The following is a 24,566-nucleotide window of genomic DNA, read 5'->3' on the forward strand; positions in this document are numbered from 1 at the left end:
GCCTTCGACCTGCCCAAGATCGCCAACCTGAAAGCGGTGCTGCCACAGCTATACCGCGACCGCCCCGTGCTCGTGTCGGCGCAGCCGAAGCCATAGCAGGCAGGCAAATCCACCTGGCGGGCAGATCGCCTGGTCGTTCGCGGAGACCCACCCTGACCGCGTCGCCAGGCTGAGCCTGGTCCATGGGAGCGGCTCCGCGCGCACGTTCTTCACTCACCTTCTTCGTCTACGCCATCGCGTTCACGTGGGCGTTCGATCGAGCCTTTGGACGGCCTGCATCGGCAGTGGAGAGATCCCGAGGCAGTTGACGCGCAGGCAAGGAGCCTTCGATCCGGGATGGCTGTGTGCTTCAGTCGATCGGCCAGGGCATCTCCTTCGGCAAGCCCCCGAGCGCGGGTGCGGAGGCCTCCGGCGCCTGCGCGGGAGCGCGCGGCGCACGCGTTTCGACGCCGCGCCACCAGGCTTCGACCGCCTGCGCATGGGCGGGCTCCACGGCTTCGCCGAGGCGGGGCATCACCAGCTGCGCGCCCAGCTTCGGCGCGAGTTCCAGCAGGGTCTCGGCCGGTTCGTCCCAGGCATGCATCGCCAGGCTGAAGGTGCCCCAGTGGATCGGCAGCAAGGGCGCGCCCCCCAGCAGCCGCTGCGCCTCCAGCGCGTTCTTCGGCCCCAGGTGGATGTCGCCCCAGGCCGGATGGAAGGCACCGACCTCCAGCATCACCAGGTCGAACGGTCCCAGGCGCTCGCGGATGGACGCGTATTCCGTCGTCAGGCCGGTATCGCCACTGAAGAACACGGCGTGCCGCTGCGAACGCAGGACCAGCGAGGACCAGAGCGTCGCGTTGCGGTCCTTCATCCCGCGGCCCGAGAAGTGCTGCGATGGCGCCGCCGTGACCGTCAGTTCCGTGCCGGGCAGCCGGTGCGACTCCCACCAGTCGAGTTCGACGATGCGCCCGGCCGGCACGCCCCAGGCCTCCAGGTGCGCGCCGACCCCGAGCGAGGTGACGAAGGGCACGTCGACGTGGGCCAGTTCGCGGATGGTGGGATAGTCCAGGTGGTCGTAGTGGTCGTGGGAGACCAGCACCAGGTCCAGCGGCGGCAACTTGCGCAGCGGGACCGGCACGGGCTGGAAGCGCTTCGGGCCGGCGAAGCGCGAGGGCGAAGCGCGCGGCCCCCACACCGGATCGGTGAGCACGCGCAGGCCGTCGATCTCGACCAGCAGCGTGGAGTGGCCGAGCCACGTCACGCGCAGGCCGCTGGCAGGCGCACGCGTCCAGGTGTCCCGCGGATCCAGGGTCGGCAGCGGCGCGGTCGGCACGCGACGTTCCCCGCCGCAGAGGAAATCCGTGAGCGAGGGCATGGTGGCCTGCGGATCGCGCAACCCCGGCAGCATCGGATGCACGTTGCGAAAGCGCCCGCCGGCCCACAAGGGCGAAGCCTGCATGCGTTCCAGCCGCGCACCCGCGGCCCTGCTGCCGAGCGATTTCATGCGTTCCCCGTGCGTGGACGCGCGGCTCGCGTCCGTGGCCGACAGGATACGCGGGAGCGTGCCAGCCATGCACGGTGCGATCAGCGCACGTTCGCGCCGGCGCGGGAGAACCGGATTCGCAGCCGGCAGTAGCGGCGGGCCGAGGCTGCCCGTGGGGTTGTCAGCGAACGTGCACCAGCCGCACGTGGCTCGCCCACCAGGATTTCAGCGAGCGCAGCCCGCCCGACGGGGCGTCGGAGTGCGGTTCGTAGTCGAACTGCGAGATGGCGATGCCGTCCTCGATCACCGAATGTCCGCTCGTCGTCTGCAGCACGCTCGCGGCTTCGGGCAGGTGGAGGTGGGGCGGTGCTTCTGCTTCGACCACGCAATCGCCGCCGGCCTGGCAGATGGAACGCTGATATTCCACTGCCCTCTCGTAGGCCACGGCGCTCTTCACCTGGGCGGGCAGTTGCGCCAACAGCATCCGGACCTGGCCCTCGTCGATGTGAAAACTCGCGGCCAGCAGCGGCGCGGCGTCCTCGGGCGCCACGCCTGGCCGCAGCCCCTTCATCAAGACCCTGTATGTCTGCACTTCCCGTCCCCCGCTCGCCGCTTGTGGCCGCCTTCTCACCGAGGAGATGGTGAAGGCAGGCGGGTGCGCGGGTCATCGCCCGAATGTGCTCTTGGCAAGGGTGGGGGTGGTGTGCTAACGCGCGCGGCGGCCCGATGCCGTCATTGGGGCGAACCTGTGCCCGGACACTTCCCGGCCCAGGCGCTCGGGTGCCCGAGGGCGACCGCTTCTTGATCCAGCGTAAACCCCTCGATGAAGCCAGTTGCAGGCACGCACCACCGGCACCGTCTCGATCCGTTTCGCCGACATGGCAACCCCTCGCCAGGCTCACGCGGTCGGCTTCCCCCTTGGGGTCCGCACCATCCCCAGCGCCGCCGCCAGCGTCTGCTCGCAGCGCCAGTAATCCGTCCAGGGATCGGCCTGCTGGAAGGACAGGTGCTCGCGCGCCGTGCGCACCGTCCACTGATGGCCACTCCTCACCTGATCGAGATCGTCCCAGGCGATCGGCATCGACACGCCCATGCCCGACCGGGCGCGCGCCGAGAACGCCGCGGCCGTGGTGGCGCCGTGGCTGTTGCGCAGGTAGTCGACGAAGATGCGCCCGACCCTGTTGCGGGCGCCGGACTTCGCGACGAAGCGCTGCGGGATCACCTTCGCCAGGTGCTGCACGACGGCCTCGGCAAACTCCCTGACGGTCTCCCACCCGTCCCGCGGGAGCAAGGGAACGACCAGGTGCAGGCCCTTGCCGCCGCTGGTCTTCAGCCAGCTGCGCAGCGCCAGTTCCTCCAGCATCCCGCGCACCAGCAGGGCGGCTTCCTGCACCTGCTGCCAGGCCACGCCCTCGCCGGGATCGAGGTCGAAGATCACGCAGTCGGGCGTGGCGAAGCTGCGCTCCTGCACGTTCCACGTGTGGAACTCGATCGCGTTCATCTGCGCCGCGGCGACCAGCGCCACGCGCGTGGGGATCTCGAGCAGCGGAGGGTGCCCCGGCCACAGACGGGCCGGCAGTTCGCGCACTCCGGGCAGGGCCTGGTCGCTCAGGTGCTTCTGGTAGAACAGTTCCCCCTCCACCCCGGCGGGACCGCGCACCAGCGAGCAGGGCCGGCCCTGCAGGTGCGGCAGCATCCAGTCCGCCACCGATGCGTAGTAGCGCACCAGCTCCAGCTTGGTCACGCCGCTGGCCGGGTCGATCACGCGTTCCGGGTTGGAGACCTGCACGCCCTCCACGACGCTGGCGCCGGCCCGGACCGGCGCCGGTGCCGCCGGCACGACGGCGCTCTCCAGCCGCACTTCGGCCGCTGGCTTGTCCGTGCGCAGGCCGATGAACTTCGCATGGCGCAGCTGCCGGTCGGGCGTCCAGTCCGAGAACTCCACTTCCGCCACCAGTTGCGGCTGCACCCAATGCACGTCCCGGCGCGCGCCGGTGCTCCAGCGGCTGCGCGGCAGCGGCTGTCCGCCGAACGGGGAGATGCCCGCCGCGATCTTTCCCAGGGTCTTCTTCAGGGCGGCGGCGGTCTTCGCGTCCCACCCGGTGCCCACGTTGCCCACGTACCGCAGCGAGCCATCGGGATCGTGCACGGCGAGCAGCAGGGCGCCGACCTCGTGCTGGCCGCCAGAGCGGTCGCTGTAGCCGGCAATGACGAACTCCTGGCGCAGCTTGTTCTTCAGCTTGAGCCAGGTTTCGGTGCGGCGCGATTCGTAGGGGGCGTCCTTGCGCTTGGCGATGACGCCCTCCAGGCCCATGCGCCGCGCGGACGCGAGCAGCGCGGCCGGATCGGCATCGAAGGCTTCGGACAGCCGCAGGCGCGCCTGCGGCCGCTCCTGCAGCAGCCGCTGCAGCAGCTGGCGGCGCGCCGCCAGCGGCACCTGGCGCAGGTCGTTGCCTTCGAGGTAGGGCAGGTCGAAGAGGAAGTACTCGATGTCGTCGCCGCGCGCGCCGTCGATCGCGTTCTGCAGCGCGCTGAAGTCCGGCGTGCCGCCGGGACCGATCACGACGATCTCGCCATCCAGCCAGGCGCTGCCCAGGCCCAGCGCGCGCACTGCTTCGACCAGCGCCGGCATCCGCGCCGACCAGTCGTGGCCGCCGCGGGTGACGAGCTTCACCACCGGGCCGTCGATGCGCGCCAGCAGCCGGTAGCCATCGAACTTGATCTCCCAGCTCCAGCCCTCGCCGGCCGGTGCGGTCGCGGCGAGCGTGGGCAGCTGCGGTGCGAGGCTCGCCGGGAGCGGCGCCACCACGGCGCCGGGGGGAACGGGCCCGCTGTCCGATGCCGGCTCGGGCTTCAGCGGCCTGGCGACAACGCTGTCCGGAAGCGCGCTCACCACGTCGTACTCCGCGCGCGGCCGCGCGTCGCGGTCACGCTTCTTGAACAGGATCCAGGTTTCCTGCCGGTCGCCCGGCCTGGCGATGCGCACCAGCTCCCATCGCCCCACCAGCTTCTGGCCGCGCAGGGTGAACAGGAGCTTGCCGTCTTTCAGCCCCTGGCGCGGGTCGCCCACCGGCTCCCACGTGCCGCGGTCCCACACGATCACCCTGCCGGCACCGTACTGCCCCTTGGGGATGGTGCCCTCGTAGCTGCCGTACGCGAGCGGATGGTCTTCCACGTGGATGGCGATCTGCTTGTCGGCGGGGTCGTAGCTGGGGCCCTTGGGCACCGCCCATGAGAGCAGCACCCCATCGAGTTCGAGGCGCACGTCGTAGTGCAGCCGGCTGGCCCAGTGCTTCTGGATGCAGAACGACAGCGGACCTTGAGCTCCGTCGGAAGGTTCGTCGCCGCGTGGCTCCCCGGTGATGCCGAAGTCGCGCCGGGCCCGGTAGCGCGCAAGGGCGCCGGCGGGATCGGCCTTCTTCGTTGCGCGCGCCGGCATCACACCTGGCGCTGCAGGCGCCGGTACGCGCTGTAGTGGCGCAGCGCACCTCGCTCGTCGCCGGCCTGCTGGTGCAGCTGCGCCAGGTTGAAATGCGCATCCGCCAGCCCGGGGTCGAGCGCCAGGCTGCGCTCGTAGCTGGCGGCGGCCTGTTCCAGGTGCCCGAGGTGGTCCAGGGCCAGGCCGCGGTTGTAGTGCAGCAGCGCGGAACCGGGGCAATGCCGCAGGGCGGCGTCGCACAGGCGCAGCAGCTCGGCATGGCGGCCGGCGGCATCGAGCAGGGCGCCGAGATTCAGGTAGGCGTCCTCCAGGTCGGGCGCCAGCGCGAGGGCCTGGAGGTAGGCGGCTTCGGCCGCGGCGGCGTCCGTCGCCTCGAGCGCGAGCGCCTGTTCGTAGAGTGCGCGCGCGTCCGGCGGCCCGTCGAGGGAGGCGGGCTCGCCCTGGCCTTCGGCTGCGCGGCGCTGCAGGATCGCCACCGTGCCGGCCACGGGCGCCACTTCGAAATCCATCACCCATTGGCCGCTGTCGGCCTGCAGCCGTCCGCTGCGGTCCCGCACCACCACGTCCGGGCCCACTGCGGTGATGCGCAGCCCGGTCAGCGGCAGCTCCGGCGGCAGCGCCGCCCGCAAGCGCTCCAGCGAGCGCAGGATGCGCCGTGGCGGGATGGCTTGCGACTGCAGTGCGTGGGCGGTGCGCAGCAGCATCAGGTCCTGCAGGGTGAAGCGCCACTCGTTGCGGCGGCCGCGCGTGGGATGGACGAAGCCGGCCTCGATCAGGCCGGCCACGACATGCCGCGACAGGCCCAGGAGCGCCTGGACGCGCCGCAGCGTGAACGTGGAGCCGTCGTCGGCCGCTGTCACCGCTGGTGCGGGCACCGGCTACTTGCGCGCGGCGCGGGCCTTCGCGGGAGCGGCCGGGGCCGCATCCGCGGGCGTCGTGGGCGTGGCGGCCGCGCGCTTCGCGCCCTTGCGTTCCCGGGTCGGAATGACAGGCTGCGTCTGGATGGGCGCGACCTCGGGCTTGGCCGCGGGCGCCGGCTTCTTCGCCAGGCTGGCGCGCAGCGCCTCCATCAGGTCGATCACCTGCGCCGAGCCTGCCGCCTCCTCGTGCGACGCGGTCACCACCTGCTGGCCGGCGATCTTCGCGTCGATGGCGGCCAGGATCCGCTTCTTCTCCTCGTCCACGTACAGCGCGGGATCGTACTTGTCGGTGGAGATCTGCTCGATCAGCTGCAGGGCGAGCTGCAGCTCGCCGGGCGTGACTTCGACCTGCTCGATGTCCAGGTCCTTGAGCGAGCGAACTTCATCCGCATAGAGCAGCTGCTGCAGCACCAGGCCGCCGTCCGTGGCGCGGATCTGCGCCACATACTGCTTCGCCTTCCACGCCCACCGCGCCAGCGCGCAGCGGCCGCTGCGCCGCATCGCCTCGGCCAGCAGCGCGTAGGGCTTCCCGCCGCGCTTGTCCGGAGCCAGCAGGTAGGCCTTGTCGTAGAACAGCGGGTCCACCGACTTCTCCGGGATGAAGGAGATGATCTCGATCATCGGGCTGGCGGACTCCTCGAGGGCCTTCAGCTCCTCGGGCGTGAAGAGAACGAAGCGGTCCTTCTCGAACTCGTAGCCTTTGACCATCTCCGACCGCGGCACGACGAGCGCGGGGTCCTTTTCCGAGACGTACTGCTGCTTCAGGCGCGTGCCGTCCCTGGTGAGCAGGTTGAACTTGACCGCGCCGGACGACTCGGTGGCCGAATACAGCTTCACGGGAATGGACACGAGCCCGAAGGACAAGGACAGCGAAGCGATGGAACGTGCTGCGGCCATGGAACAACCTTTCTCGCCCATCGTGCGGCACTGCCCGGGCGTCGCTGCGGCGGATCTTAGGGCGTGGAGCGGCCCATGGGAAGCGGTTCGGGGGGCGACACGCCGGCAAGAGGCCCTCGCGGGGGGCTGCTGACGCCAGCAGTCTTTCCGCTGTCGTCGCGTCCAGCCCGTCCGTTTCGACGCACTCGGCAACCGTCTTGCCGCTGGCCCTGGACGCGTTCTGCAGCGCTTCGCGGCGCGCTCCCCTTCCTGTCGGCCCGCAAGCACGGCGCCGTCGGGCACGTCGTGGCCGGCCAGCCCACCAACGCGCAGTACGCCCCGAAGGTTTGCCGGCGACCGCGGCCTGGCCGCTAGCGTGCGCTGGAGCGCAGGCGATGCTGCCGGATCGCCTGTTCCAGGTCCGCCAGTTCTTCGCACGGCAGCAGGCAGATGCGCCGCAGGGCGGCGAGGTGCTTCTCCGCATTCGGCAGGTCGCCGAGCATGAGGTAAGCCTCGCCCATGTATTCATGCGCGCCGCGGTGCCGCGGGTTGAGCGCGATGGCCCGCTCGTAGTGGCGCAGCGCGGTGGGCAACTGGCCGAGGTTGCGATACGCGTAGCCGAGGTGGTTCTGCAGGTCGGCGCTCTCCGGATCGCGCACCGCGGCCTGCTGCAATCGCCGCACGGCCTCGGCCCAGTCCTTGCGGTCCATCGCGGCCTTGCCCGCCGCGTAGTCAGGATCCCGTGCCGCGGCGGCCGGAGCGTCGTCGGTGGGCTCGGCAAGGGCGGCAGGCAGCAGCGCGGCAAGCACCAGGCAGGCCGCGATGGCGTGGGCGCGGTGCGTGTGCTTCAACGCTGCGCGAACCAGGCGCGGGCCTTCAGGAGTTCCGGGCGCGGAGCGTCCGCGCCTTTGGCCAGTTCCACGAGCTTGCCGTAGTACAGCGCTGCCTTGGCGCGATCGCCGGATTCCTCGGCGGCGCGGGCGGCGCCGGAGAGACTGCGGAAGCGGTTCGGCTCGCGAACCTGCGAAGCCTCGAACTCGCGCAGCGCCGCCGCGGGCTGCTTCACCTCGAGCAGCAGCTCGCCGAGCAGTTCGCGGGCAGGGAGCACGCGGCCGGGCGTCACGATGTGCTTTTCGGTGCCGTCTTCCAGGTCTGCCGCGGCGCGCATGAGGCGCACGGCATTCGTGGCGTCGCCTTGCGCCAGCGCCATCCAGCCGGCGACGGCGAGCCGCTGGACCTCGACCTCGCCCGCCCAGTAGCTGTCGCCTGCGGCTTGCAGCCCCTTGTGCAGCCGCTCGAGTTCCGCCGCTTCCTTCTGCGCTGCCGCCGTGTCGCCCGTGCGCAGGGCACCGAGCGCGCGGGCGAAATGCGTGATCGCGTCGGGATACAGGTGGCGCGTGGGCTGCGGCTGCAGTTGCATCGCTTCGCGCCAGGCACCGCGCTCGAGTGCATAGCGCGCGGGCATGGCAGCGATCGCGTAGGGTGCGGTTCGCACGCCCGCGTTGTAGCCCTTCACCTGCAGGGCCTCCTGGATCTCGCGCTGCGCGTCGGCGTCGCGGCCCATCTGCAGGTAGGCATACACCGAGTAGTCGCTGGCGTGGTACGCCTGGTCGGGCTCGCCGCTGGTCTTGGCCGCTTCCGAGGCCCGGCGGTTGGTCGCGGCCGAATCCTCCCACGCGCCGATGCGCGTGAAGATGTGCGAGGGCATGTGCAGCGCGTGCGGCGCCGCCGGCGCGATGCCCGCGTACAGGCGCGCCGCCTTCACGCCCTGTTGCGCGAGCGGCGGGGCGTCGTAGCTGTGGATCAGGTAATGCGCGACGCCGGGATGGTCCGGGTGGCGGACGAACTGCGGCTCCAGCACGGCCGCCGCCTTGCGGTAGGCGCCGAAGGTCTGGTCCGATTGCGACTGGGTGCCGGCGATGTACAGCGCGGCGAAGATCTGCGCCTCGTCGTCCTCGGGATAGCGGGCGGCCAGGGCCTGGAAGGCCTCGGAGCGCGACTGCTGGCGTGCCCGTTCGGGGCGGGTCGCGAAATCGCGGTAATAGGCTGCGACCGCCTCGATGTAGTCACGTTCGCGCTGCGTCTTCGGCGGCACCTGCCGGCCCGCGTCGATGGCGGCCTGCGCCGCGGCGGCATCCTTGGCGAGCGCGCCCTGGCCCGCGAGCGGGTTGCCCATCAGGATGGCCGCCACGCCCCAGTGCGCGATGGTGCACGACGGATCCCGCGCCAGCACGTCGCGGAACGCCTTCTCCGTCGCGGTGAACCAGAACGAATGCAGCATGGCAACGCCCGTTTCCAGCAAGGGCTGCACTTCGGGGCTGCAGGAGGAGGCGAACTTGACGCGGCCGACCCGGCCGCCCTGGCCCCCTTCGTCGTGCGCGAGCGCCGCGCCCGAGGTGAGCAGCAGCGCGGCAGAGAGGACTGTGAGCGAATGACGTGGGTTCATGGTGCCCTCACCGTGATCGCAGGGCGACGCCCGCAGGATGCGGGCAGCCCTCCTGCGTGCCGCAGTCTGCGCCGCTGGCCGCAAGGGGTCAATCGCACATCGGTGCGAGCCAGGCCCGGGGCCACGCACTGGCCTCCAGGGGAGGGGCGCACCTGTCCACGACCGGCCGTTGCGACGTGAACCTCCACCTTCGACTGGCTGCCAGACGCTAGACTGCGCCCCTGAAAGAGAGGCCACCGCCATGTCGATCGTGCTCTACCACCACCCCTTCTCGCGCGCTGCGGGCGTGGTCTGGATGCTCGAGGAGGTCGGCGTGCCGTACGAGCTTCGCTTCGTGGACATCATGAAGGGGGCCCACAAGGCCGCCGAGCTCGTCACGCTGAACCCCATGGGCAAGCTGCCGATCCTCGTCGACGGCGACGCCGTCGTGACCGAGTCGGCGGCCATCGGGCTGTACCTGGCCGACCGCTATTCGCTGGGCCGGCTCGCGCCCGCGCCGGACGACGTCGCGCGCGCGACGTACCTGCGGTGGTCCTTCTTCGCGCCGTCGGTGATCGAGCCCGGCGCGATGGCGCAGGCGGCCCGATGGGAGTTCAAGCCCTCGCAGGCGGGGTGGGGCGACCCTGCGTCGATGCTGCGTGCCATGGAGAGCGCGGTGACCGGCCGCGAGTTCCTCCTGGGCGACCGCTTCTCGATGGCCGACGTGATCTTCGGCGGCACGCTGCGCTACATGCTGCGCTTCAACTTGCTCGAGGCGAGGCCCGCATTCGTCGCGTACTGCGACCGGCTCGCCGCGCGTCCCGCCCTGCAGCGCGCGGATGCGCGCAACGCCGCGGTCGCGAAGCAGCACGGCTTGGGCGGGTGAGGTGGGCCGCAGGTGGCGCGATGCCACGTACGCGGGCGCCGGCCCCTGCGCTCCGAGAAAGGGCTGCCAGTCATCGTCGAAGCTGCGGAACGCGGTGGCAATCTGCAGCGGCGCGACGGCCACACCGCTGAAGCCTGCCTGCTCGAACGCGGATTGCAGCGCGGCGGGCCTGCACAGGCCGAAGCGCCGCCCCCCGTCGAGCGCAATGGCCTCGGGGTCGAGGCCTGACGCGGCATCCCAGTAGGAGCGCAGCATCTCCATCGCTTCGGCGTATTTCGCTGATTTCGAGCACCAAGGTGCTCCTCTGGCCCGCACGGTGAGTTCTGTATCGAGGGGTTCGAAATCCGCGTGCTCGACGGTGGATCAGGGACAGAACTTGGACGGTGCCCCGATGTAGCGCTCGTACGCACCACCCTCCTGCCAGGTGTCGTGGATGGTGGGCTCGGCCATGGCACGGCTCCTTCCATCCCGCAATGCCAGGGCGCCATCTCGTGCGCAGGGGGCTGGCAGCGCAAGTCCGCGGTTGCCTGCTTCCACACTGCGCGTTCCAGCGGCGATGCGCCCCGTCAGGGCGGGCGGCTCGCACAGCTCTCCCGCAGGAGATGGCAGCGGCATCGACCGGGTCCCTGTCGCGGTCAACGAGCTCTCAGCTCTTGAGCCGGTAACCGGTCTTGAACATGTAGGCCACCACCCCCATGCACAGCGCCATGAACAACAGCGTCATGGCCAGGCTGATGCCCACGCTCACGTCGGCCACGCCATAGAAGCTCCAGCGGAATCCGCTGATCAGGTAGACCACCGGATTGAACAGGGTGACCTTCTGCCAGAACGGCGGGAGCATGTCGATGGAATAGAAACTGCCGCCCAGGAAGGTGAGGGGCGTGACGATCAGGGTCGGAATGAACTGCAGTTTCTCGAAGCCATCGGCCCAGATGCCGATGATGAAACCCAGCAGGCTGAAGGTCACGGCGGTGAGGGCCAGGAACAGCAGCATGACCCCGGGATGCATGATCCGCAAGGGAACGAAGAAGGCCGCGGTCCCCAGGATGATGAGTCCCAGCGCGATGGATTTCGTCGCGGCCGCTCCGACATAGCTGATGACGATCTCGAACGCCGAGACCGGAGCCGACAGCAGCTCGTAGATGGTGCCGGAGAACTTCGGGAAGTAGATGCCGAAGGAGGCGTTCGAAATGCTTTGCGTGAGCAGCGACAGCATGACCAGACCCGGGACGATGAAGGCGCCGTAGCTGACGCCCCCCACCTCCGGGATGCGCGAGCCGATGGCGGAGCCGAACACCACGAAGTACAGGGAAGTCGAGACCACCGGCGAGACGATGCTTTGCAGCAGGGTCCGGAAGGTGCGGGCCATCTCGAAGCGGTAGATCGCGCGGATCGCATGCAGGTTCATGGGGAGTCGGTGTCACGCACCAGGGTCACGAAGATGTCCTCGAGGGAGCTCTGGCGGGTTTCCAGGTCCTTGAAGGCGATGCCGGCGGCCTCCAGGTCCTGCAGCAGGTGACTGATGCCGGAGCGATCCGTCCGGGCGTCGTAGGTGTAGACCAGCTCCGAGCCGTCGCCGGCCAGCTGCAGGGCGTAGTTGCCCAGGGCCGCTTGCAGTCGCTCCATCGGCTGCGCGAGGTGCAGCGTGAGTTCCTTGGTCCCCAGCTTGCGCATCAGCTCCGCCTTCTCTTCCACCAGGATGATCTCGCCCTTGCTGATGATGCCGATGCGGTCGGCCATCTCTTCCGCCTCGTCGATGTAGTGGGTGGTGAGAATCACCGTGACGCCGCTGGCGCGCAGCGAGCGCACCAGCGCCCACATCTCCTGGCGCAAGGTCACGTCCACGCCGGCCGTCGGCTCGTCGAGAAAGAGCAGGGTGGGTTCGTGCGACAGCGCCTTGGCGATCAGCACGCGTCGCTTCATGCCGCCCGAGAGGGTGCGCAACTGGCTGTCCTTCTTCTCCCACAGCGACAGGTCGCGCAGCACCTTCTCGATATGCGCAGGATTCGGAGGCTTGCCGAACAGGCCGCGGCTGAAGCTCACCGTGTTCCACACGGTCTCGAAGGCGTCGGTCGTGAGTTCCTGGGGCACCAGTCCGATGCGCGAACGCGCGGCTCGAAAATCCCGCCCGATGTCGTGTCCGTCGACGGTCACCGTCCCGGTACTCGCGTTGACGATGCCGCAGACGATGCTGATCAGGGTGGTCTTGCCCGCGCCGTTGGGTCCGAGCAGGGCGAAGATCTCGCCGCGCCGGATCTCGAGGCTGATGTTCTTCAGGGCCGAGAAACCGGACGCGTAGGTCTTGGAAAGCCCGGCGATGGAGAGGATCGCTTCATGCATGTGGCCGCGCAGCGTATCCCAATTTCCGGCGGGATGCTTTCGTGGGGAGCAGCGTGCCGGGACCCGGACGGTTCGGGTCAGGGTCGACAGGACACTAGCTAGGGGCCAGCGGAATACTTGCGCCGGCTGCGGGAGCCGACGAAACGCCCTTCGCCAATGGATTCCAGGGCTTCCCCGGATCCGATCAGCTTTACGAAGCGCTTGAGCGGCAAGACCTGGAACGCGGGCTCTTCGTCCAGGGTGCCGGCGAGATATTCCATCGCAGGATGCCCTTGGCCCGCTTCGTCGGTCACCGTGAAGTAGGTGCGCTCTCGGTTCGATCGTTCCATGGGCATTCCTATGCTGCAGTGCACCATTATCCGCTGGGTGGGAGCGCGCCGGGGCAGGTAGGTACTCCTACGTGGGACGGCCCTGGCCCAGGCGTTGCCCACGCCGTCGAGGCGTAGACGCGGAGAGCGCAGGCGATCGTCGCGCAGCCTGTCACACCCCCTGTGACAGCAGCGTCGCAGGGTGACGCCGGGGCAGGTGCGGCGATGGCGGACCGGCCCCACGACCATGAGCGATCTCGCGGCGCCAAGCCCTCGTGGCACGCGACGGCATGGGTCTTGCGGGGATGCCCGCCATGTCACCGCCCGCCCTCGGCATCATCGCGAACCCCGTGTCCGCGCGCGACATCCGCCGGGTCGTCGCGCATGCCGGGAACCTGCAGATCAGCGAGCGGGTGAACATCGTCATCCGCGTGCTGCAGGCCGCCCGCGCCGTCGGCGTGGAGCGCGTGCTGCTGATGCCCGATCGCGCCGGCATTCACGCGCTGCTCGATCGCCACCTCAAGCGCGGCGACACGGAGCTGCCCGAGCTCGAGTGGCTCGACATGGAGCCGACCTCCACGGTGGAAGACACCTTCGCGGCGACCCGGCTGCTGCAGCGCGCCGGCGTGGCGGCCATCATCGTGCTGGGCGGCGACGGCACGCATCGCGCCGTGGTGCGCGAGCTGGCCGCCGGCGGTGCCGCGCTGCCGATCGCCGGGCTTTCCACCGGCACCAACAATGCCTTCCCCGAGATGCGCGAGCCCACGATCACGGGCCTGGCGGCCGGCCTCTACGCCATGGGCCGGTTGGACGCTGGCGAGGCGCTGCAGCCGAACAAGCTGATCGAGGTGAGCATCCTGGATGGCCGCCGCGCAGCGCGGCGCGACATAGCTATCGTCGATGCCGTCGTCACGCAGGACCGCACGGTCGGCGCCCGCGCGCTGTGGAAGACGCAGTCGCTGGCCGCCGCCTACTTCGCCTTCGCGGAGCCGGAGGCGATCGGGCTGTCGTCCATCGGCGGCCTGCTGCAGCCGGTGGGCCGCCGCGACCCGGGGGGCCTGTCCGTCCAATTGGCGACCGATGCACGCCACGCGTTGCTGCACCTGAACGCGCCGATCGCGCCGGGCCTGGTGCGCCCCGTGGCGGTGGCGAGCTGGCAGCGCATGGTGGCCGGCGAGCCGCTGGCCGTGAGCGCCGAGGCCGGCAGCGTCGCGCTCGACGGCGAACGCGAACTCACCTTCGACCCCGGCGAACGCGTGACGATGACCCTGCGCGAAGACGCCTTCCACACGCTCGACGTGAAGCGCTGCATGGCCGCAGCCGCGCGCGACGGGCTGCTCGCGACCCGCTTTCCCACCCCCTGACCACGAGGAGACACGCCATGGCCGTCAATCCGTTCCCCCTGTCGAAGGAGCAGCTGCTCCAGGCCTATCGAACCATGCGCACCATCCGGGAGTTCGAGGAGCGGCTGCACGTGGACTTCGGCCGCGGCGACATCCCCGGCTTCGTGCACCTGTATGCCGGCGAGGAGGCGGCCGCCGCCGGGATCATGATCCACCTGGGCGACGGCGACCGCATCGCCAGCACCCACCGCGGCCACGGCCACTGCATCGCCAAGGGCGTGGACGTGCGCTCGATGATGAAGGAGATCTACGGCCGCAAGGGCGGCGCCTGCGAGGGCAAGGGCGGCTCGATGCACATCGCCGACCTCGACAAGGGCATGATGGGCGCCAACGGCATCCTCGGTGCCGGCGCGCCGCTGGTGTGCGGCGCGGCCCTCGCCGCCAGGTACCGCGGCAAGGGCGAGGTGGCGATCAGCTTCGTGGGCGACGGGGCCAGCAACCAGGGCACCTTCCTCGAAAGCCTGAACCTGGCGGCGGTGTGGAACCTGCCGGCCATCTTCGTCGTCGAGAACAACGGCTATGCCGAGAGCACCTCGCGCGATTACGGCGTGGCGGTGGACAGCTATGTCGATCGCGCCGCCGGCTTCGGCCTGCCCGGCGTCACCGTGGATGGCACCGACTTCTTCGCGGTGCACGAAGCGGCCGGCGAGATCATCGCGCGCGCCCGCAAGGGCGCCGGCCCCGCCCTGCTGGAATGCAAGATGGTCCGCTTCTACGGCCACTTCGAGGGCGACGCGCAGACCTATCGCGCCCCCGGCGAGCTGGAGCAGATCCGCGCCGACAGCGACTGCCTGAAGAAATTCGCCGCCGCCGTCACGGGCGCCGGCGTCATCACCGCCGGCGAGCTGCAGGCGATCGACCACGCGGTGCTGGACCTGGTCGAAAACGCCGTCGTGGAAGCGAAGGCGGCACCGCTGCCCACCGCGGCCGACCTCACCACCGACGTCTACGTCGCCTATTGACCTTCGAGGAGCACGACATGGCACGCAAGATCAGCATGAAGCAGGCGATCAACGAGGCGCTGGACCAGGAGATGACGCGCGACCCGACCGTCATCCTGATGGGCGAGGACATCGTCGGCGGCGCCGGCGGCAACGGCGAGCGCGACGCCTGGGGCGGGGTGCTCGGCGTCACCAAGGGGCTCTATGCCAAGCATGGCGACCGGTTGCTCGACACGCCGCTGTCGGAGTCGGCCTATGTGGGCGCGGCGATCGGCGCCGCCGCCTGCGGCATGCGCCCGGTGGCCGAACTGATGTTCATCGACTTCATGGGGGTGTGCTTCGACCAGATCTACAACCAGGCCGCGAAGTTCAAGTACATGTTCGGCGGCAAGGCGCAGACGCCGGTGGTGATCCGCACCATGGTCGGCGCGGGTTTCCGCGCCGCCGCGCAGCACTCGCAGATGCTCACGCCGCTGTTCACCCACATCCCGGGGCTGAAGGTGGTGTGCCCGAGCACGCCGTACGACACCAAGGGCCTCCTCATCCAGTCCATCCGCGACAACGACCCGGTGATCTTCTGCGAGCACAAGAACCTCTACGGCTTCGAGGGCGAGGTGCCCGAAGCCAGCTACACGATCCCGTTCGGCGAGGCCAACGTCGTGCGCGAGGGCGGGGACGTCACCATCGTGAGCTATGGCCTGATGGTGCACCGTTCGCTCGACGCTGCCGCCACCCTGGCCAGGGACGGCGTCGAGGCGGAGGTGATCGACCTGCGCACCCTGAGCCCGCTCGACCTCGAAACCGTGCTCGAGAGCGTCCGCAAGACCGGCCGCCTGGTCTGCGTCGACGAAGCCAACCCGCGCTGCAGCATCGCCGCCGACGTCTCGGCGCAGGTGGCGCAGCAGGCGTTCGCGGCGCTCCGGGGCCCGATCGAGATGGTGACGCCGCCGCATGCACCGGTGCCGTTCTCGCCGGCGCTGGAAGACCTGTACCTGCCGAGCGCGGCGCAGATCGCCGCGGCGGTGAACCGCACGATCGCAGGAGCAAGGCAGTGACGGCTGCGCAGATCACGCCGCTCGTGATGCCCAAGTGGGGCCTCGAGATGCGCGAGGGCACGATCACGGGCTGGCTGGTCGAGGAGGGCGCGCGCATCGAGGTCGGCACGCCGGTGATCGACGTGGAAACCGACAAGATCTCGAACGTGGTCGAGGCGCCCGACCCGGGCCTGCTGCGGCGCAAGGTCGCCAGGGAGGGCGAAAAGCTGCCCGTCAAGGCGCTGCTGGGCGTGCTGGCCGAGGCCGACGTGCCCGATGCCGACATCGACGCCTACGTCGCGGCCTACGAGGTCCCCGCGGTCGACGACGAAGGCGAAGAGGCGGGCCCGGCCTACGACTGGGTCGAGGTGAACGGCATCCGGGTGCGCTATGCGCGGCGCGGCCCGGACACCGGCGTGCCGGTGCTGTTCCTTCATGGCTACGGCGGCGACCTGGGCAACTGGCTGTTCAACCTCGATGCGCTGGCGGCGGTGGCACCGGTGATCGCGCTCGACCTGCCGGGGCACGGGCAGTCGGATGCCCGGTTGCCGGGCGCATCGCTGGCGGACCTGTCCGCCTTCGTCGCCGCGTTCCTGGCGAAGATCGGGGTCGATCGCGTGCACCTGGTCGGCCACTCGATGGGGGGCGCGATCGGCGCGCAGCTGGCGCTCGATCATCCGGCGCGGGTCGCCTCGCTTGCCCTGATCAACCCGGCCGGCCTGGGCACCGAGATCAACGCCGGCTACACCCGCGGCTTCGCCAGCGCGGCCTCGCGCCGCGAGCTGAAGCCGGTGGTCGAGCAGCTGTTCGCCGATCCGACGCTGGCCAGCCGCCAGATGGTCGACGACCTGCTGAAGTACAAGCGCCTGGACGGCGTCGGCGAGGTGCTCGACAAGTTGCAGGGCACGCTGTTCGCGAACGGGCGCCAGGCCGACACCCCGGGCCTGCGGCTGGCCGATCGTGACGTGCCGCTGCTGGTGGTGTGGGGCGCGCAGGACCACGTGATCCCGGCGGCGCATGCCCGCAATGCGCCGCCGCGGGCGACGGTGCAGGTACTGGAAGGGGCAGGGCACATGGCGATGATGGAGAAGGCGAGCGAGGTGAACGGGTTGCTGAAGCGGCACATCGCGGCATGAGGGCCGCGCCGCCATTTCCCGCGCAGGCGGGAATCCAGGACGCCCCGGGTCCCCGCCTCTGCGGGGACGACACCAGCGTGAGCCTTCCGGCCTTCGGGTCCGTGACCGTCCACGACCAGCCGCTGGCCGGCGGCGTGGCGTGCGAATCCGACTGGATGGAGCGCTGTGCCGCCACCGGCCATCCTGCGGCTCACCTGTGGCAGGCACCGGTCGGGCTCGTCGTACCCCGTCGCTATGCGCTGCTGCCCGGCTGGCCCGCGGCGCGCGAGGCGGCCGCCGGCGGACTCCAGGTGCGCTCCTCCGGCGGCGGCCTGGTGCCGCAAGGGCCCGGGGTGTGGAACCTGAGCCTCGTGTGGCCCGCCCCGGGTTCGGCGCCGGTCGATCCCTCCGCCGTGTACCGCGCGCTGTGCGCGGAGCTGGCCGCGGCGTTCGCGCAACTGGGCGTAGTCGCCACGCCGCAGCCGGTGACCGGCTCGTTCTGCGACGGCCGCTTCAACCTCGCGGTGAACGGCCGCAAGCTGGTGGGCACCGCCCAGGCCTGGCGCCGGATGGCGGGGCGGCAGGTGGTGCTGGCGCACGCGGTGATCCTGGTCGAGGCCGAGCCCGGGCTGCTGACGGCGCAGGCCAATGCCTTCGAGGCCGCGCTCGGCAGCGACACTCGCTACCGCGCGGAGGCGCTCACCAGCCTGGCCATCGAGGCGGCCGACCCGCAGGTGGCACAGCGCGCGCTCGACGCCATCGCGGCCCGGTTCGCACATGTTCTTACGCGCTCCGGCTGAGCCAGATGTACATTCCTGTCTCCCCGAGCGCGTCGGAGGGTCCGGGATGGAAACGCTGCAGCGCGAACACATCCACGCCGTCATGCGGCTGGCCGGAGAGGGCATGCCCCTGGCGGACGCGCGCGCGCCGGATCCCGTCATCCGCGCGAGCTGGACGCGCTGCGTGCACGAGCACCACCTCGACCCGACGCGCATGCAGGAGGCCATCATCCTGCCGTCGCAGGTGCTGCGCGAGCACCAGGAACGCCTCGAGGAACTGCTGCACATCGCCCGCCACGGCCTCGAAGCGCTGTACCAGCAGGTGGCCGGCCTGGGCTATTGCGTGCTGCTCACCGATGCCGGCGGCGTGACGGTGGACTTCCTCGGCGACCTGCAGCTGGATGCGACGCTGCGCCATGCGGGCCTGTACCTCGGCAGCGACTGGAACGAACAGCATGCCGGCACCTGCGGCGTCGGCACCGCCATCGCGACCGGCCAGGCCGTCACGGTGCACCAGGGCGACCACTTCGACGCGACCCACATCCCGCTCACCTGCACCGCCGCACCGGTGTACGACCCCCTCGGCCGGCTGAAGGCGGTGCTCGACATCTCGGCGCTCACGTCGCCGCAGGCCAAGAGCAGCCAGCAGCTCGCGCTGCAGCTGGTGAAGGTGTACGCGCACCGCGTGGAGGACGCCAACTTCCTGCGCTGGTTCCGCAACCACTGGGTGCTGAAGCTCCATCCCTCGCCGGAGTTCGTGGAGATCAGCCCGGACCACCTGGTGGCGCTGGACGCCGGCGGCCGCATCGTGGGCCACAACCGCGCCGCGCAGCTGCTGCTCGAAGCCGAGCTTGGCAGCGCGGTGCTCGGCCTGCCGTTCGACCAGTTGTTCAATGCGCGCTTCGAGGACCTGGGGCGCTACCTGCGCGCCATGCTCTCGGGCGACCAGCGTGCGGTGACGCTGGCGCGCAGCGGCCGCGTGGTGTTCCTGCATGCGGTGCCGCCGCCCGCGCGCTGGAGCACGCCGCCAGCCGCGACGGCGACCTCGCTGCCGGACGCTTGCGTGCCCGCCCCGCTGGCGCAGCTCTCCGGCGGCGACCCCGCGCTCGACCGGCAGATCCAGCGTGCGGCACGCCTGGTCGACACGACGATGAGCGTGCTGATCACCGGCGAAACGGGCAGCGGCAAGGAATACTTCGCCAAGGCCATGCACCAGGCCAGCCAGCGTCGCGGCAAGCCTTTCGTGGCGGTGAACTGCGCGGCCATCCCCGAGACGCTGATCGAGAGCGAGCTGTTCGGCCACCTGGCCGGCAGCTTCAGCGGCGCCGCGCCGAAAGGCAAGAGCGGGCTGATCCAGGAGGCCGATGGCGGCACGCTGTTCCTCGACGAAATCGGCGACATGCCGCTCGCGCTGCAGCCGCGCCTGCTGCGCGTGCTGGCCGAGCGCGAGGTCATGCCCATCGGCGGCACGCGCGCGCGGAAGGTGGACGTGCGGGTGATCGCGGCCACCCATGCCGACCTGGTCGCCCTCGTGCGCGAGGGACGCTTCCGCGACGACCTGTACTACCGCCTGGCCGGGGCGCATCTCGCCCTGCCGCCGCTGCGCCAGCGCCGCGACCTGCCGTGGCTGGCGCACAGGATGGTCAGCGAGCATCCGTCGCCGGCCAGGCTCGCCCCCGAGGTGGAGGCGTGGCTGCGGGCCTATCCCTGGCCGGGCAACCTGCGGGAGATGAAGAACGTGATTGCCTACGCCTGCGCGATGGCCGGCAAGGATGGCGTGATCGGCCTGGCGGAACTGCCCGATGCGCTGGTCGGCTGCGACGCGGCTGCGGCCGCGCCGGCCGCGGGCGCGTCGTCGCTGCCGCCGGAGGCGCAACTGCTGCTGCAGTACCTGCGCGCGGCAGGCTGGAGCGTGAGCGCGGTGGCGCACCAGCTCGGCGTGGCGCGCATGACGGTGTACCGGCGCATGCAGCGCTGGGGCATCCGGCAGCCGGATCGGGGAAACCCAGGGAACTGAGCAACCAGCAAGGAGACATGCGATGGACCTCGGACTCAAAGGCAAGCGGGTACTCGTCACGGGCGGCACCAAGGGGATCGGTCGGGCCATCGCCGATACCTTCGCCGACGAGGGCGCCGGCGTCTCGATCTGCGCGCGCAACCACGGCGACGTCGAGGTCGCGGTGGCAGCGCTGAAGAAGAAGGGCGTGCCGGCCTTCGGTCGCGCGGTCGACGTCACCGACGCCGACGCCCTGAAAGGCTGGATCAAGGCCAGCGCCGAGGCCCTGGGCGGCATCGACGTGCTGGTGTGCAACGTCAGCGCCCTGGCCGTCGGCGACACGCCCGACACATGGGAGAAGTCGTTCGCCACCGACATGATGCACACGGTCAACGCGGTGGCCGCCGCGGTGCCCTTCCTCGAAAAGTCGGGCAGCGGTGCGATCGTGCTCATCTCCAGCGTCTCGGGCTTCGAGGTCGACTTCGCCGCGGGCTCCTATGGCGCCACCAAGGCGGCGCTGATCCACTACGCCAAGGGCCTGAGCCGCAAGCTCGTCGACCAGGGCATCCGCGTCAACTGCGTGTCGCCGGGCAACACCTACTTCGAAGGCGGGATCTGGCAGACCATCGAGAAGAACATGCCCGACCTGTTCGCCTCCACGCTGAAGGTCAACCCCACCCACAGGTTCGGCACCGCGCAGGAGGTCGCCAACGGCGTGGTGTTCCTCGCCAGCCCCGCCGCCAGCCGCATCTCGGGCGCCAACCTGGTGATCGATGGCGCGCTCACCGTCGCCGTGTGAAGGAGCCAGCCATGGGCGCAGCGGCCGGTCACACCATCCACAGGAACCATATCCATCACGGCTGGAACAACGCGTTCCCGCCCTGCCTGCGCATCGCGCCGGGCGAGACCATCGAGTTCCAGACCGTCGATGCGTCCTCCGGGCAGCTGACGCGCGAATCGACGGCGGCCGATCTCGAGCGGCTCGACCTCGCGCGCGTCAACCCGGTCACCGGCCCGGTCTACATCGACGGCGCGGAGCCCGGCGATGCGCTGAAGGTCACAGTGTTGTCGCTGCGGCCCTCGGGCTGGGGCTGGACCGGCAACATCCCGGGCTTCGGGCTGCTGACCGACCAGTTCCCCAAGGCCCGCCTGCATCACTGGAACTACGACCCCGGCCTCGCCCCGGCGATGTACGGGCCGGGCGGCCGGGTGCCGTTGCGGCCGTTCACCGGGACGATCGGCGTCGCGCCCGCGGCGCAGGGGCTGCACAGCATCATTCCGCCGCGCAACGTGGGCGGCAACATGGATGCCCGCGACATCGCCGAGGGCGCCGAGCTGTACCTGCCGATCGAGGTGCCGGGCGCGCTCTTCTCGGTGGGCGACACGCATGCGGCGCAGGGCGACGGCGAGGTCTGCGGCACCGCGATCGAAAGCCCGATCGACGTCGTGCTGAAGTTCGAGCTGGTCAAGGGCGCGCGGCTGCGCATGCCGCGCTACGTGGTGCCCGGCCCGGTGACGAACCACTTCGACCGCAAGGGCTACGAGGTGACGACCGGCATCGGCCCGGACCTGATGCAGGGCGCCCGGATGGCCGTGTCCGAGATGGTGGAGCTGCTCAGCAAGCGCTACGGCTACGAGCCCGTCGACGCGTACATGCTGTGCAGCGTCTGCGCCGACCTGCGCATCAGCTCCATCGTCGATGTCCCCAACTGGGTGGTCTCGTACTACTTTCCGCGGGTGGTGATCGAATAGGGCATCGCCGGGGCGCCCGGACCCTGGACGGGTACGACTTCGGCAACCACGAATGCAGGCAATGAACGCCAGGGAATTCGACAGCGACTTCCGCGCCCGCCTGGAGGCGCTGGCCACCTCCAACTTGAGCGACGCGTGCGACCGCGTCGGCATTGCCCGCTGCGCCGTGCAGGGGATCGTGCCCCGCTGGGGGCGCACCAGGGTGGTCGGCCGCGCCGTCACCATCCGCATGACGGCCGCCGGCGCGGTGCCGGCCGTGGCCCACCTGGGGGTGGATGCCATTGCCCACAGCGAGGCCGGCGATGTCATCGTGGTCGACAACCGCGGCGACCTGCACCACAACTGCTGGGGCGAGATCCTCGCCCTGGGTGCCAAGCTCAAGGGCGTGGCGGGGGTGGTGGTGGATGGCGCCGTGCGCGACGTCGACGCCTGCGAGAGCTTCGGATTTCCGGTCCATGCGCGGGGCACCGTCCCCAGCACGGCGCGTGGCCGCATCGTGCAGGAGGCCTGGAACGTGCCGGTGCGCCTGGGCGACGCGCCGGTGCGGCCGGGCGACGTGATCGTCGCCGACGTCAACGGCGTGGTGGTCGTTCCGATCGAGCGGCTGGGCGAGGTGGTGCAGGCCGCCGAGGAGATCCTGGCCAAGGAGAACGCCATGCTCGACGCGCTGCGTGCCGGCGAGTCGATGCAGGAGGTCGACCGCCGCTTCCATTACGAACAGATGCTGCGGCCACCCGCAGCGGGGAACAAGTCATGAGCGAGGCGAGCGAGGCTGCGGCGCGGGCCACGCCTTTGGTCGCCTGCCGCATGAAGTCGCTCGTGGTCCCTTGACGCCGGAACGCGTGCAGCGCGCGCTCACTGGTCGTCGACCGCTTCGCGCCTCGCGTCGTGCGCCAGCGCCATCACCTCCATCAGCGTTTCCAGTTCCACGGGCTTGACGAAATGGCGGTCGAATCCCGCCTCCTTCGACTTGCGGCGGTCTTCGGCCTGCCCCCAGCCGCTCACCGCGATGAGCAGGATCTCGCTGCCACCCGGCGTCTGGCGGATGCGCCGCGCCGCTTCATGACCGTTCAGGCGCGGCAGGCCGATGTCCAGGACGACCACGTCCGGCCGGAACGTCGCCGCGGCGCTGACGGCTGCCAGCCCGTCGTGCTCCGTCAGGGTCTCGTAGCCGAGGATGCGCAGGAACTGCGCCATCGTCTCCGCGCCGTCCACGTTGTCGTCCACCACCAGGACGCGGACGCCCTTGTCACGCGAGGCATGCAGCTTGTGCGCGTCGGCGCCGGGTTCGGCCGGCGGCATCGCGCTCGACACCGGCAGGCGCACGGTGAACTTCGAGCCGGAGCCCGGCCCCTTGCTGTCGGCCTCGACCTGGCCGCCATGCATCTCGACCAGCTGCCGCACCAGCGCCAGGCCGATCCCCAGGCCGCCCTGCGAGCGTTCCATCGACCCGTCCCCCTGCGCGAACAGGTCGAACACGCGCGGCAGCAGCGAGACCGGGATGCCCACGCCCGAATCCTCCACCGTGATCACCGCGAAGCCGTCCTGCCGCGCCGCCCTCACCGTGATGCGGCCGCCGTCGGGCGTGTACTTCGCCGCGTTGTTCAGGAGGTTCGCGATGATCTGGCACAGGCGCGTCGCGTCCGCGTCCACGAACAGGGTGCGCCGCGGCGGCACGTCGAGCGCCAGTTCGTGCCGGCCCGCCTGGATCATGGGCTGGCTCGTTTCCAGCGCATCCTGCACGGCGGCCACCACGTCGGTCAGCCCGATGCGCAGTTCCACCTTGCCCTGGCTGATGCGGCTCACGTCCAGCAGGTCGTCCACCAGGTGGACCAGCTGCCCGAGCTGGCGTTCGATGATGCTGCGGGCCGACTCCTTGACCTGCGCATCGGGCGACAGCTCCATGATGCGCAGCGCATTGCGGATCGGGGCCAGCGGATTGCGCAGCTCGTGCGCCAGCGTGGCCAGGAATTCGTCCTTCCTGCGGTCCGCGTCCTTCAGCGCCGCCGCCGTCTGCGCCAGCGCGCGGTCGGCGATCACCCGTTCGGTGATGTCGCGGATGACGTACAGGTAGCCCGTCGTCTGCCCGTCGCCATCGCGCAGGGCCGAAATCGTCGTCTCGACATGGGTCTGGGCGCCGTCGGCATTCCGGTGCACGAGGTTGCCCCGGAAGACGCCGTGCACGCGCAGCGATTGGGCGGCGGCCTCGCGCGCGCGCTCGCCCTCGGGCCACACTTCCGTGAACACGTCGCCCTTCGCGCGCCCCAGGGTCGCCGATGCGTCCTTGCCGTACTGCTTCTCCGCAGCGGCGTTCATGAAGACCAGGTGGTCGCCGGCGTCGAAGGCCAGCACCGAGTCCTTCATTTGCGTGAGCACGTCCTGGCGCAGCCGGTTGGCCGCCGCGTTCGACGAGTCCAGCGTGTAGATGTCGCTGCCGACGACGAGTGCATCGACGTCGCCCTGCCGGATGGCCGACAGGGTCTCTTCCGCTTCGGCGAGGCGGATGCGCAGTTCTTCCAGTTCCCGGCGCAGGGTGTCCGGGTCGTCGTGGCCGGTCGACATGGGTTCCTCGGGCTGGAAACGCCGCGCGGTCAGGACCTCAGGTCCAGGCCGTCGAGCAGGCGGTCGGGATTGGACATGTCGCCGATGAAGCGGCGCACGGGCAGGGGCCACACGCGCAGCAGCGTCGGCGCCGCGATGATCTCGTCGTTGGCCGCGCGCTCCACGTTGTCGGCGATGCTCAGGATTTCGAGCTCGTAGCGGCCCGGCAGGTGCGCTTCGCAGAAGGCGCGCGTGTTGACGACGGCGCGCGCGGACAACGGGGCTGCCGAACTCACCCACAGCCGCAACCTGCAGGCGCAGTCCGGTTCCCTGGGCCGGGCGGGTT

At 70.4% G+C, this 24,566-nt stretch carries 22 protein-coding genes; 10 read left to right on the plus strand and 12 right to left on the minus strand.

Annotated elements, in window-relative coordinates:
• Positions 1 to 349: 349 nt before the first annotated feature.
• From WG923_RS26825 to WG923_RS26855, 7 genes are all read right to left on the minus strand, one after another.
• The gene (locus WG923_RS26825) at positions 350 to 1,486 is read right to left on the minus strand and encodes an MBL fold metallo-hydrolase (RefSeq protein WP_340354090.1); all 1,137 of its coding nucleotides are present in this window, start codon (positions 1,484 to 1,486) and stop codon (positions 350 to 352) included.
• A 160-nt stretch (positions 1,487 to 1,646) separates the two neighbouring features.
• Entirely contained in the window at positions 1,647 to 2,039 is a 393-nt protein-coding gene (locus WG923_RS26830; RefSeq protein WP_340354091.1) for a hypothetical protein, read from the minus strand.
• A 324-nt stretch (positions 2,040 to 2,363) separates the two neighbouring features.
• On the minus strand, positions 2,364 to 4,904 hold the full coding sequence (gene ligD / locus WG923_RS26835) for a DNA ligase D (RefSeq protein WP_340354092.1): 2,541 nt from the start codon (positions 4,902 to 4,904) through the stop codon (positions 2,364 to 2,366).
• Positions 4,904 to 5,779, minus strand: a complete 876-nt coding sequence (locus tag WG923_RS26840) for a tetratricopeptide repeat protein (protein WP_340354093.1) — start codon at positions 5,777 to 5,779, stop codon at positions 4,904 to 4,906. The genes ligD and WG923_RS26840 overlap by 1 nt, the downstream gene beginning before the upstream one ends.
• Positions 5,780 to 5,782: 3 nt before the next feature.
• Positions 5,783 to 6,721, minus strand: coding sequence for a non-homologous end joining protein Ku (ku, locus tag WG923_RS26845; protein ID WP_340354094.1), 939 nt, complete (start codon positions 6,719 to 6,721; stop codon positions 5,783 to 5,785).
• A 350-nt stretch (positions 6,722 to 7,071) separates the two neighbouring features.
• Complete coding sequence (locus WG923_RS26850; protein ID WP_340354095.1) at positions 7,072 to 7,551, minus strand: tetratricopeptide repeat protein; 480 nt, start codon at positions 7,549 to 7,551, stop codon at positions 7,072 to 7,074.
• Positions 7,548 to 9,146: a hypothetical protein gene (locus WG923_RS26855; protein ID WP_340354096.1), complete on the minus strand. Its 1,599-nt coding sequence runs from the start codon at positions 9,144 to 9,146 to the stop codon at positions 7,548 to 7,550. Before WG923_RS26855 ends, WG923_RS26850 begins: the two co-directional genes overlap by 4 nt.
• Before the next feature lie 241 nt (positions 9,147 to 9,387).
• Between WG923_RS26855 and WG923_RS26860 the strand changes: the two genes are divergently transcribed.
• Positions 9,388 to 10,011: a glutathione S-transferase family protein gene (locus tag WG923_RS26860; protein WP_340354097.1), complete on the plus strand. Its 624-nt coding sequence runs from the start codon at positions 9,388 to 9,390 to the stop codon at positions 10,009 to 10,011.
• Between the two features lie 646 nt (positions 10,012 to 10,657).
• On the opposite strand, the gene WG923_RS26865 is transcribed toward WG923_RS26860, so the two are convergent.
• The 3 genes from WG923_RS26865 to WG923_RS26875 form a co-directional block, all read right to left on the minus strand.
• Entirely contained in the window at positions 10,658 to 11,419 is a 762-nt protein-coding gene (locus WG923_RS26865; protein ID WP_340354098.1) for an ABC transporter permease, read from the minus strand.
• The gene (locus WG923_RS26870) at positions 11,416 to 12,351 is read right to left on the minus strand and encodes an ABC transporter ATP-binding protein (protein ID WP_340354099.1); all 936 of its coding nucleotides are present in this window, start codon (positions 12,349 to 12,351) and stop codon (positions 11,416 to 11,418) included. The genes WG923_RS26865 and WG923_RS26870 overlap by 4 nt, the downstream gene beginning before the upstream one ends.
• Before the next feature lie 98 nt (positions 12,352 to 12,449).
• Positions 12,450 to 12,680 (minus strand): hypothetical protein, encoded by a 231-nt coding sequence (locus WG923_RS26875; RefSeq protein WP_340354100.1) that lies wholly within the window; start codon positions 12,678 to 12,680, stop codon positions 12,450 to 12,452.
• Positions 12,681 to 12,973: 293 nt separating this feature from the next.
• Between WG923_RS26875 and WG923_RS26880 the strand changes: the two genes are divergently transcribed.
• The 9 genes from WG923_RS26880 (at position 12,974) to WG923_RS26920 (ending at position 22,436) form a co-directional block, all read left to right on the plus strand.
• A complete protein-coding gene (locus tag WG923_RS26880) occupies positions 12,974 to 14,023 on the plus strand; it encodes an ATP-NAD kinase family protein (RefSeq protein WP_445322982.1) in 1,050 nt (349 codons plus the stop codon).
• Positions 14,024 to 14,040: 17 nt separating this feature from the next.
• Positions 14,041 to 15,024: a thiamine pyrophosphate-dependent dehydrogenase E1 component subunit alpha gene (locus tag WG923_RS26885; protein ID WP_340354102.1), complete on the plus strand. Its 984-nt coding sequence runs from the start codon at positions 14,041 to 14,043 to the stop codon at positions 15,022 to 15,024.
• A 17-nt stretch (positions 15,025 to 15,041) separates the two neighbouring features.
• Complete coding sequence (locus WG923_RS26890) at positions 15,042 to 16,058, plus strand: alpha-ketoacid dehydrogenase subunit beta (protein WP_340354103.1); 1,017 nt, start codon at positions 15,042 to 15,044, stop codon at positions 16,056 to 16,058.
• Positions 16,055 to 17,173: an acetoin dehydrogenase dihydrolipoyllysine-residue acetyltransferase subunit gene (locus WG923_RS26895; RefSeq protein WP_340354104.1), complete on the plus strand. Its 1,119-nt coding sequence runs from the start codon at positions 16,055 to 16,057 to the stop codon at positions 17,171 to 17,173. The genes WG923_RS26890 and WG923_RS26895 overlap by 4 nt, the downstream gene beginning before the upstream one ends.
• Before the next feature lie 77 nt (positions 17,174 to 17,250).
• Positions 17,251 to 17,952, plus strand: coding sequence for a lipoyl protein ligase domain-containing protein (locus WG923_RS26900; RefSeq protein ID WP_340354105.1), 702 nt, complete (start codon positions 17,251 to 17,253; stop codon positions 17,950 to 17,952).
• Positions 17,953 to 17,998: 46 nt separating this feature from the next.
• Positions 17,999 to 19,948 (plus strand): sigma-54-dependent Fis family transcriptional regulator, encoded by a 1,950-nt coding sequence (locus WG923_RS26905; protein ID WP_340354106.1) that lies wholly within the window; start codon positions 17,999 to 18,001, stop codon positions 19,946 to 19,948.
• A gap of 22 nt (positions 19,949 to 19,970) precedes the next feature.
• Positions 19,971 to 20,726 carry an SDR family NAD(P)-dependent oxidoreductase gene (locus WG923_RS26910; protein WP_340354107.1) on the plus strand — a complete coding sequence of 252 codons (756 nt, stop codon included), beginning with the start codon at positions 19,971 to 19,973 and terminating at the stop codon, positions 20,724 to 20,726.
• An 11-nt stretch (positions 20,727 to 20,737) separates the two neighbouring features.
• Positions 20,738 to 21,679: an acetamidase/formamidase family protein gene (locus tag WG923_RS26915; protein ID WP_340354108.1), complete on the plus strand. Its 942-nt coding sequence runs from the start codon at positions 20,738 to 20,740 to the stop codon at positions 21,677 to 21,679.
• Between the two features lie 61 nt (positions 21,680 to 21,740).
• Complete coding sequence (locus WG923_RS26920) at positions 21,741 to 22,436, plus strand: RraA family protein (protein ID WP_340354109.1); 696 nt, start codon at positions 21,741 to 21,743, stop codon at positions 22,434 to 22,436.
• Positions 22,437 to 22,534: 98 nt separating this feature from the next.
• Here the strand turns inward: WG923_RS26920 and WG923_RS26925 are convergent, their stop codons facing one another.
• Positions 22,535 to 24,241: a hybrid sensor histidine kinase/response regulator gene (locus tag WG923_RS26925; RefSeq protein WP_340354110.1), complete on the minus strand. Its 1,707-nt coding sequence runs from the start codon at positions 24,239 to 24,241 to the stop codon at positions 22,535 to 22,537.
• 29 nt (positions 24,242 to 24,270) lie between these two features.
• Complete coding sequence (locus WG923_RS26930) at positions 24,271 to 24,516, minus strand: circadian clock KaiB family protein (protein WP_340354111.1); 246 nt, start codon at positions 24,514 to 24,516, stop codon at positions 24,271 to 24,273.
• Positions 24,517 to 24,566: the final 50 nt, after the last annotated feature.

It is taken from the genome of Ramlibacter sp. AN1133 (genome assembly GCF_037890035.1).
Classification (GTDB): domain Bacteria; phylum Pseudomonadota; class Gammaproteobacteria; order Burkholderiales; family Burkholderiaceae_C; genus Ramlibacter.